Source organism: Candidatus Syntrophosphaera thermopropionivorans (assembly GCF_004353895.1).
Lineage (GTDB): Bacteria > Cloacimonadota > Cloacimonadia > Cloacimonadales > Cloacimonadaceae > Syntrophosphaera > Syntrophosphaera thermopropionivorans.
Genome location: NZ_SMOG01000034.1, coordinates 1 through 9,342, shown reverse-complemented (window position 1 = coordinate 9,342; position 9,342 = coordinate 1). Strand labels below are relative to the sequence as shown.

The 9,342-nt window shown below is 38.4% G+C and carries 9 protein-coding genes and 1 pseudogene; all 10 read left to right on the top strand.

The features are described from left to right. A pseudogene (locus E0946_RS07270) lies at positions 1–461 on the top strand (hypothetical protein); the annotation flags it as partial. Beyond that, complete coding sequence (gene pgsC / locus E0946_RS06870; protein WP_133201732.1) at positions 446–901, top strand: poly-gamma-glutamate biosynthesis protein PgsC; 456 nt, start codon at positions 446–448, stop codon at positions 899–901. The pseudogene E0946_RS07270 and the gene pgsC, both read left to right, overlap by 16 nt. A gap of 1 nt (position 902) precedes the next feature. Next, on the top strand, positions 903–2,024 hold the full coding sequence (gene pgsW / locus E0946_RS06865; RefSeq protein WP_133201731.1) for a poly-gamma-glutamate system protein: 1,122 nt from the start codon (positions 903–905) through the stop codon (positions 2,022–2,024). A 12-nt stretch (positions 2,025–2,036) separates the two neighbouring features. Beyond that, the gene (locus tag E0946_RS06860) at positions 2,037–2,852 is read left to right on the top strand and encodes a hypothetical protein (protein WP_133201730.1); all 816 of its coding nucleotides are present in this window, start codon (positions 2,037–2,039) and stop codon (positions 2,850–2,852) included. 9 nt (positions 2,853–2,861) lie between these two features. Further along, positions 2,862–3,995, top strand: a complete 1,134-nt coding sequence (locus tag E0946_RS06855; RefSeq protein ID WP_133201729.1) for a hypothetical protein — start codon at positions 2,862–2,864, stop codon at positions 3,993–3,995. 9 nt (positions 3,996–4,004) lie between these two features. Beyond that, positions 4,005–4,421 carry a hypothetical protein gene (locus E0946_RS06850; protein WP_133201728.1) on the top strand — a complete coding sequence of 139 codons (417 nt, stop codon included), beginning with the start codon at positions 4,005–4,007 and terminating at the stop codon, positions 4,419–4,421. Positions 4,422–4,435: 14 nt separating this feature from the next. Continuing rightward, complete coding sequence (locus tag E0946_RS06845) at positions 4,436–5,455, top strand: NAD(P)H-dependent glycerol-3-phosphate dehydrogenase (RefSeq protein ID WP_133201727.1); 1,020 nt, start codon at positions 4,436–4,438, stop codon at positions 5,453–5,455. A gap of 375 nt (positions 5,456–5,830) precedes the next feature. Beyond that, positions 5,831–6,523, top strand: a complete 693-nt coding sequence (gene cmk / locus E0946_RS07420) for a (d)CMP kinase (RefSeq protein ID WP_165942104.1) — start codon at positions 5,831–5,833, stop codon at positions 6,521–6,523. Then, positions 6,508–7,389 carry a 4-hydroxy-3-methylbut-2-enyl diphosphate reductase gene (gene ispH / locus E0946_RS07415; protein WP_165942103.1) on the top strand — a complete coding sequence of 294 codons (882 nt, stop codon included), beginning with the start codon at positions 6,508–6,510 and terminating at the stop codon, positions 7,387–7,389. Before cmk ends, ispH begins: the two co-directional genes overlap by 16 nt. Then, a partial coding sequence (locus E0946_RS06835) for a 30S ribosomal protein S1 (protein WP_243713776.1) occupies positions 7,383–9,342 on the top strand: 1,960 nt, incomplete at its 3' end. The genes ispH and E0946_RS06835, both read left to right, overlap by 7 nt.

Below are 9,342 nucleotides of genomic sequence, written 5' to 3'. Positions count from 1 at the left end.
TTATCTATGATGAAGGGAAGACCCTCTATTTTTATAATATTTTTGCCGCTAATGATCCTGACTCCACTGCTCGTATCATAAATATGGTCACTGGACACCTTGAGAATGTGGAAAAGATTATTATTCTAAATAGCCGTGCAGATAGAGTTTTCCGCTCTCAACAGCTTTTAGAAGCAGTAAGTAAACTGGATTTCTCCTATATATTACTAACCGGTGAACTTCCTGATAAAATTGCCGCTTATGCTCATCATCTGGGAATACCAGATGAAAAGGTTATTCCTTTGGGAGAACCCTCACCAGAAGTAATTTACAATAAAGTGCTAAACTTAACTGAAAAGGAAGCTCACATTCTGGGAATCGGCAATATAGCAGGAAGAATTAAGTATGGAGGTCAGATTGTGGCATATTTCAAGCATAAATCCAAACAGCAGTATGAGGACTTAAAGTGGTTGAATCAATAATTCAGGCAGCAGTAGGTCTTGGTGTCATTATAAGCCTACTTTTTAGTGAGCTTTTAGGTGCTTCTGCCGGAGGTATTGTCGTTCCAGGATACATAGCTATGTATCTGGATCGTCCAATGCAGATTTTAGGTACCATAGTGGTTAGCTTGCTCACTTGGGGAATTATCCGGCTTATAAGCAATTTTACCCTTCTATTTGGCAAGAGAAGGATGGTTTTAAGCATTTTGGTAGGTTTTATATTGGGGTGGGCTTCTCGTCTATTAGTCTATCAAAATGTAACCGTCTACACCTATCAACTTCAGTCCATTGGTTATATTATCCCTGGTCTAATAGCAAACTGGTTTGAAAGACAGGGATTTTGGAAAACTATTACCTCTCTGGGAGTAGCAGCAGTTCTGGTTCGTCTTATCTTGATGGTTGTCTTTAAAGGAGAGTTGTAAGATGTATCGTCCTTCACTCAAATCTGGCAAATCACTCACCCTTCTCTTTTTTTTGAGTATCATCCTTTATCTCATTGCCAGCAACAGTTATGTAAATATAAAAAGCGAAAACTATGAGCTGAAAGTTGCAGCAGCTAAGGAAATGGCTGCTTTTATGGACACTATCAAAGCGGAAATTCAAAGACAGGGCTTGCCTATTGACCCTATAAATGACCCTCTTCAAACTGGTCTTATTGGAAGAGCAAGAACAACTATCACCACTGACCGTGGTCTTTTATCCGATAAGCAAGCTGCGCTAAATCCCAATTTAGCTGCCGTTTTCGTGGAAGAATTTACTAAACAAGGCTTGAAAGAAGGGGATTATATTGCAGTTGGAATCACTGGTTCCAATCCCGGGATTAATCTGGCACTTTACGCAGCCATTAAAGTGATGAAACTGAAACCTTCCATCATCGTTTCTCTTTCTTCTGCTTCCTATGGAGCAAATCAAGAAGAATTTACCTGGCTGGATATGGAAGGTGTTCTGCGTCGGAAAGGTATGATAGATTTTGGCAGTTCTTATGCTTCTTTAGGTGGTAAAGATGACCTTGGAGTAGGGCTTTCTGATCAAGGGATTAAAGCTATGCTTCAGGCAATGGCAAGAAATGGAGTGAGTCCCTTAATTGGTGCTACCTTAGAGGATAATGTTAAAGCCAGAGAAATTGCCTATGACCAAATGCTACCAGAAGGTGCACGATATAAACTCTTTGTAAATATCGGTCGTGGATTGGCTAATGTGGGAAGTGAACCTAATGCAAATCAGATGGTAGAGGGCTTAAATCCCAAACTGGCAGAAGAGAGTTTTGAACCTGAAGGTATAATGATGGTGATGGCAAAAAAGGGTGTTCCTGTATTTAATGTTCAACGAATCCAACGCTGGATTAAAAAATACCATCTGGAAAATGATTCGGGTCAAATACCAAAACCTGGCGTCGGTCCTGCTTTCAGTGTTGAAAAACATAATGTTACCGTAGCCGCAATTTGTTTAGCTATCCTTATCGCAGCAATAGTGGCAGTGATTATTCTGGACCGGAACGACCGTAGATTTATGGCTAATATAGTAGACCCTGATGAAGATTTGTAATTTGGAGCAGTAATGTTAAAACGCTTTTTTGTTACCATAGCAATAGTTTTAGGAATAACCATCATCATTGCGAAAGTTCAACCGCTTGATTTTGAAAATCCAGGGAACCGTCGTTTACTAAAAACTGAAGAAGGTAACTACTGGTATTATCGTTCGCAACCGGAAAAATCTATGTTTCTTAATGTAGAAGGGATTTCTACAATTTATTTGCATTCTTTTTCCGTTGCTAAGGTGCATAAACCTAAGGTCATTATCAGCTTCGGAAAAGATAAAAAAACCTATGACCTTACTTTAAAAGAGCAGAAAGATGGGTTCTATATCTATGATGAAATAACTATACCAGTGCCAGAAGGAGCCAAGAAAATGGAATTGCTTTGTTATGAGCGAAGTATCTATTTTAGACCTTTTTACACTCCTGCTCCCAAGACGAAACCAAAAAGTTCTAAACCCCCTAATCTCGTAGTAAAAGCTCATGGCGGAATTATTAATATCTCGCATAATGGCACTGAAAGTCAGTATTACACCTTTAATTCTTCTCAGAGTTTCAAGTTTACTTTGAATAATGGTCGTAATGCAATTGTCTATGTTCGTGCCAGATTACATGATAATACTCTACCCATATTTGAACTTTATCGGAATGGTGAATTAGTGGATAGTTATGAATTTTCACTACAACGTAGCACCAAATATAAAGCTCCAGGAGTGAATTATCTTTCTATCGGAAAGAAGATTGATTTGCCACCAAATAGTGGGACAACGGAATATGAGCTCAGAGCTAAATCCGACCATATGTTCTTTGCCAGACCAGTATTGCTAAAACAGAATTGAGAGTTAAGTATGTCTGATTTTCCATCAAAAAATGACCCAAAAATAGTAGCTCCTTCAGAAAATACTTCATCTAAACCTCAACCTCAAAAGGATAAAAATAAAGATTCCTCCAAAAATAAATCCAAACATCCCACTAATCGTAAAGTTATACCCATTATTATGAGTCTAATCTTAGTTCTGCTTTTAAGTAAAACAACCCTTAACGCTCAAATGGAAGTCTCTATTTCTACAGGAATAACCTATTCCGATAATGTGTTCCATCTTTCCGATTACGATATAAATCGCTGGAAACAAGGTCATCCTAATCTGGATTTTGTTAATACTACAGATGATTTGACCCTTATGCTCCAAGCGGATCTTGCCTATCCTTTTCGTTATCAATGGTGGAAATTTATCCCTTCCGTAACCGCAAAGGTTTCACAGAATATATCCAATCCAGATAAACAGCGCCAAGACATACTAATGCGCTTCCGGGTGGAACGCTATTACTGGAATTTTACTGCCCTTTATGGCTATTATCCTTACATCTATGTGCGCAACTATATTGATTCTGACGGAACTGGTGAGTCGGAAAAATATAGCTATGAACGTAATCTCTATAGAGGAGACCTTAATGTGAAACCTTTTAAGAATACCACCATTCAGTTTCACGGTCGCTATGAAGAGTATTTTTATAATCAGTATTGGACAGAATATGATGCCAATGCTACCACTCTGGGATTAGGTGCTCGGTATTCTTTTCCTGCTTTCAGTATGGGAGCAAGCTATAATTGGCGAGTTTTAGATAACTATAATCATGATGCTGAAGATGCCAGTTATGAAAGTGATATCTATAAAGGCGATATTCGCTTGAAAAAAACTCCTCTTTCCGCTTCCAAACCTAAGGGAGCAGCCTTCTATCCTGAATTGGCTATGTCCTATGAGGAAAGATTTTATCAATCGGATGACCCTCGTTATGGTGGTAGAGTAGATAGAATTTATAACACCAATGCAGCACTTAATTTCCTCTTGAATGAGCAATGGAATATAAAACTTGACTACACTCATACATTCAGGAATATTGAATCACCTGTGGAGGAGATTCGTTTAACTAAAGAATACAGTGAAAACAAATTTTCTCTTACTGCTAAATATAGTTTTTAGGTGGGTGTTATGGAATTTCGTAAAGAAAAGGACACTAAAAAGATTCTGGAGTTCATAGAATTATCTGAAAATTATAAGATTGAACTCCGTCGTTATCGTGAACCCGTTCTGGTTTGGGCAGTAGAAGATGGAACAGCCTATTATTCTATCTGGGAAAATGAAATGCTGGAAAAGTTTGGTCTGGAAAATGTTGATGGCTGGGATTATGAAGAAGACTTACTTTTCTGTCCAGATTGGATGGCTGATGAAGAAGATAAATTGGATGAAGATGAAGATGACGATGAAGACTTTGACTGGGATTTTAAAGAAACTCCAGCTAAGAAAACAAAAACTACCTCTACTAAAGCTACCCCTCAGAAAACTGCTTCCAGCAAAACTACCACTAAAAAAGCAACTTCAACCAAATCATCACCTAAGAAAAAATAATTTCTATCCAATATATGAAAATAGCTATTATAGGAGGAGGTGGTTGGGGTCTGGCACTTGCTAAACTTCTTTTTGGAAATAGAAATGATATTCTTCTCTGGGAATATAATCCTGACTTTCTGGATAAGTTAAAAAAGACACATTCTAATCCGCTACTTTTACCTGATATCATTCTTCCGTCGGAAATCTCTTTTACCGGCGATTTTTTTGATCTTGTCCGCTTCCATCCTGAAATAATAATTCTTGCTATACCAACTCAATATATCAGATCAACTTTGCAATCCATACCTGAAGAAGCACAAAAAGATTTATGGAATCCCAAGCAGCTTTTTGCCATCGTTAATGTTGCCAAAGGCATTGAAGAACATACCCTTTTAACCGTGAGTGAAATTTTGAAACAAATTCTACCTTCTGAAGTTCATAAGATGATTTGCACACTTTCGGGTCCCAGTCACGCTGAAGAAGTGGCTCGTCAAGTTCCTACTTCTGTAGTTATTGCTGGTTCCGATGCAGAGCTCCTGCAAAAACTCCAGCTAATTTTTAGTAATAGTTATTTCCGGGTTTATCGTAATTTGGATTTAATTGGAGTGGAAATGGGAGGTGCAGTTAAGAATATTATTGCTATTGCTGCAGGAATTATTGCTGGACTGGATTATGGGGATAACACTATCGGTGCTTTGTTAACTCGGGGCTTGGTAGAAATTCAAAGATTGGGAGTTGCTTGTGGTGCACGCTCCGAAACTTTTCTTGGTTTATCTGGTCTGGGGGATTTGGTCACGACTGCCACTTCCAAACATAGCCGAAATCGGTATGTAGGCTTTCAGATTGGACAGGGCAGGAAAATGCAAGATGTGGTTCAGAGTATGGCTATGATTGCAGAAGGAGTAGCCACCACTCATTCTGTTTATAATCTTGCCACGCAGAAAAATGTGGAGATGCCAATCACAGAACAGGTTTATAAAGTTCTCTTTCAAGATAAAGATCCCAGACAAGCTATACTGGAACTTATGACCCGAGACCTGAAAGAAGAGTAAATATTTTTTCACAATTTTGCCATCTTTAGAGAAATAATTATTTCCATCGTATAAAAAGAATAGTGTTAAGCGAATCAAAATCTATACCCTATAACATTTCCTTTTATAATCAATTTTTCTATAGAAAACTAAGTTACTTGTCTCCCTTCTGAAATTCTCTTTTCTTTATAAAATTTACCTCTCTTATCCTTCCAGATTTTTATTCACCCATTGATATACCATTTATAAGTGGGACATCTACAGCATAAGAAAGAAGCGAGATAAGAAAAAATAAGGAGGGAGGAAAATAATTTTATTTCAACCCCTAATTGAAAGCATAAAAAAGATTGACGCTATATGTTTAATGAAAAAAATGGATAGCTTAGGTAAAAAGATATGAAAAAAGGATTTATCATTGCTATTGATGGACCCGCAGCCTCGGGAAAAAGCACCACAGCTCAGCTTTTGGCAGAAAAATTAGGTTATGTCTATATTGATACGGGAGCTATGTATCGTGCTTGTGCTCTTAAAGCGAAAAAAATGGGTATTGATATCAATGATGAGGAATCTATCCGGGAATTACTGGATGATATTGATATTCGGATAGAAAACCATAATTCTAAGAATAGGATTTTTCTGGATGGGGAAGATGTATCAGAGGATATTAGAGCTGACGACATTTCTGCTCTCGCTTCTGCGATTTCTGCCATTCCAGCAGTGCGTTATAAAATGGTTGAACTTCAGCGCAAAATGGGAGAAAAAGGTGGTGTAATACTTGATGGTAGAGATATTGGCACCTTTGTCTTTCCCACTGCTGAGGTTAAGTTCTTTTTAACTGCCAGTCCAGAGGTCAGAGCAAAGAGAAGATGGCTGGAACTTCAGCAAAAAGGTATAAATAAGGATTTTTCTGAGGTTTTAGCTGACCTGGTTAAACGCGATAATAACGATTCTCAACGTGCTCTGGCACCTCTTAAAAAAGCTGATGATGCCATAGAAGTTGATACCAGCAATATAACTATAGAAGAACAAACAGATTACCTTTATCAGATAATCCGTTCCAGAATGGAGGAAGAATGCAAGTCTTCTTAGCTGAGCATTCTGGTTTCTGTTTTGGCGTTCGCAGAGCCGTTAAAATGGCTCTGGCAGCTCATAACTCTAATGATGATGTCTGCACTTATGGTGAGCTGATTCACAATCCTCAGATTGTGCAAAAACTGGAAGAAGAAGGCATATCTGTCTGTAAAGATATTGAACATATCAAAGGTAAAAAAGTAGTAATCCGTTCACATGGAATTGCCAGAGAGGACCTGGAACTTCTCCAGGCAGCAGGCAATGAGATTATTGATGCCACCTGTCCTTATGTGAAAAGAGCACAGGAGCTGGTCTCTTCGGTGAAAGATTTGCCTCTATTGATTATGGGAGACCCTGATCATCCGGAGGTTCAAGCCTTACTCTCCTATGGTGGTAAACAGACAAAAATTATCCAGCCCGGAGAAAAACCAGAATTCCAGAACTGGGAAACCCTTTGTATTGTAAGTCAAACCACACAAAAACTAAGTAATCTTCAGGAACTGGTAGCTCAAGTTTTACCTCATACCTTAGAGTTACGAGTGTTTAATACTATTTGCAATGCCACCACTCAGCGGCAAGAAGCTGCTTTGCAACTGGCAAAAAATAGCGATTTGATGATTGTTATAGGTGGAAAGCATAGCGCTAATACCCGAGTTCTGCAAGAGTTATGTCAGCAAGTGACACGCAGTTTCCATATAGAAACAGCAGCAGAATTGACCCCTGAATTATTAAATGATGCTCAGGTCATAGGTTTGGCAGCAGGTGCTTCCACTCCCGAAGAAATTATCGTAGAAGTTTATAATCAGATTTTTAGAATTAAAGGAGAACCTCATTCTGTTCAGCAGATAGAGGAAATCCCGGTGTATAAGGAGGAATCATGTTAGAACATGATCAAAAACAAGACCTAACTGACCAAAAAGATGAAAACTTATTGGTTGGCGAAGGTGAATCGTCGAAAGCTAATGAAGAAATAACGGCACCCGAGGGGGAAATTTCTGCCGCAACCGAACCGGAACCTGAACTGACCATTGAAATGTCGGAATCATTTGAAAGTCCGGCTGATTCCGTGCCTGAAGAAAGCACAGAAACAAATTTAACCAATGAAGAAGAGGAAAAGAGTAATTTAAAAATAGATTATTCACCTCCTATTCCCGATTTGGAACTCAATCAAGATATTCCTATCACTACAACTACAAGTCCATCAAATGAAGAAACTGACCAGCTCAATCAAGAATTGCTGCAAGGAATTGATGAGACCATACCTCAATTTAAACGTGGGGATATTATTGAAGGTACGGTCGTGGGAATCAATGACCAGGAAGTGGTAGTGGATGTTGGCTTCAAAAATGATGGCTTTATTCCTATTAATGAATTTGAATTTAGTGAAGTTCCTAAAATTGGTTCAAAGATTAAGGTATTAATTGAAGGAGCACCTAACCAGGACAATAGAATTCCGCTCTCCAAGAAAAAAGCTGATTTCTTGATTAATATAGAACAAATAAAGAAAGCTGCTGAAGAGGGGAAAACGGTCAATGGAACTATTAATAGAAGAATAAAGGGCGGAATGATAGTTAATATTATGGGAATTGAAGCCTTTTTACCTGGCTCTCAGATATCCAATAAGTCTGTTCCTATTCTTGACCAATTTATCGGGAAAGAGATGAGTTTTAAGGTGCTTCGTATTGATGAAAATACGCATAATATAATTCTTTCACATAAAGAAGTGCTGGAAGAAGAAGCTAATCAAAGAAGACGCGAACTCCTCTCTCAGATTGAAGTAGGAATGGAACTTGATGGTGAAGTGAAAAATATTACTGAGTATGGTGCCTTCATTGATTTAGGCGGCATTGATGGGCTTCTTCATAAATCCGATATGAGCTGGGGAACTCTAAATCATCCCAGTGAAATGCTCAATATTGGTGATAAAGTTAAAGTTAAAGTGATTAAATTTGACCCTGAAAACGAACGGATTTCTCTCGGATTGAAACAATTGGTTCCGCATCCCTGGGAACATGTTGAGATTAAATATCCAGAAGGGAGTAAAGTTTCTGGCAAAGTAGTGAGTGTTCAAAGATTTGGTGCTTTTGTGGAACTGGAACCTGGCGTTGAAGGGTTAGTTCATGTTTCAGAAATGAGCTGGACTAAAAAGATTATGGATGCCAGAAAGGTGTTAAAAGTTGGCGATAATATAGATGCCATAGTTCTGGAAGTGGATAAAGATAATCATCGTATCTCTCTGGGAATGCGACAAATGGAACCCAATCCCTGGCTCTACATAGAAGACCATTATCCTATTGGAAGTGTTATTACTCGCCCTATAAAGAGTCTTACCCCTTTTGGCGCTTTTGTGGAAATTGAAGATGGTATAGATGGTTTGATTCATATTTCCGATATTAGCTGGACAAAAAGGATTTATCATCCCCGGGAAGTATTTCGTAAAGGTCAGGAAGTTGAAGCAGTTGTCCTTTCTATAGATAGAGCTCTACATCGTATTGCTTTGGGTGTAAAACAACTGCATCCCGATCCCTGGGAAAAATTAGCTGAAGCTATTCCGGTTAATACCGAAGTAAAAGGCAAAATTAGCAAACTTATTCCCAAGGGTGTGCTGGTAGATATTAAAGTTGGAGAAGATGAAGTGGAAGGATTTGTTCCACTTTCTCATCTGGCAATACCCAAACTTGAAAATACTGAAGATGCCTTTTATGTGGGAGAGGAATTGCCCCTTAAGGTGATAGAATTGGATATGGAAAATAGACGCTTAGTTCTTTCGGTTAATGCCTTCTTCTTCTCTCGTGACCCCAGATTGCAAGAAGAATATATTGCTCTACACGAACAGT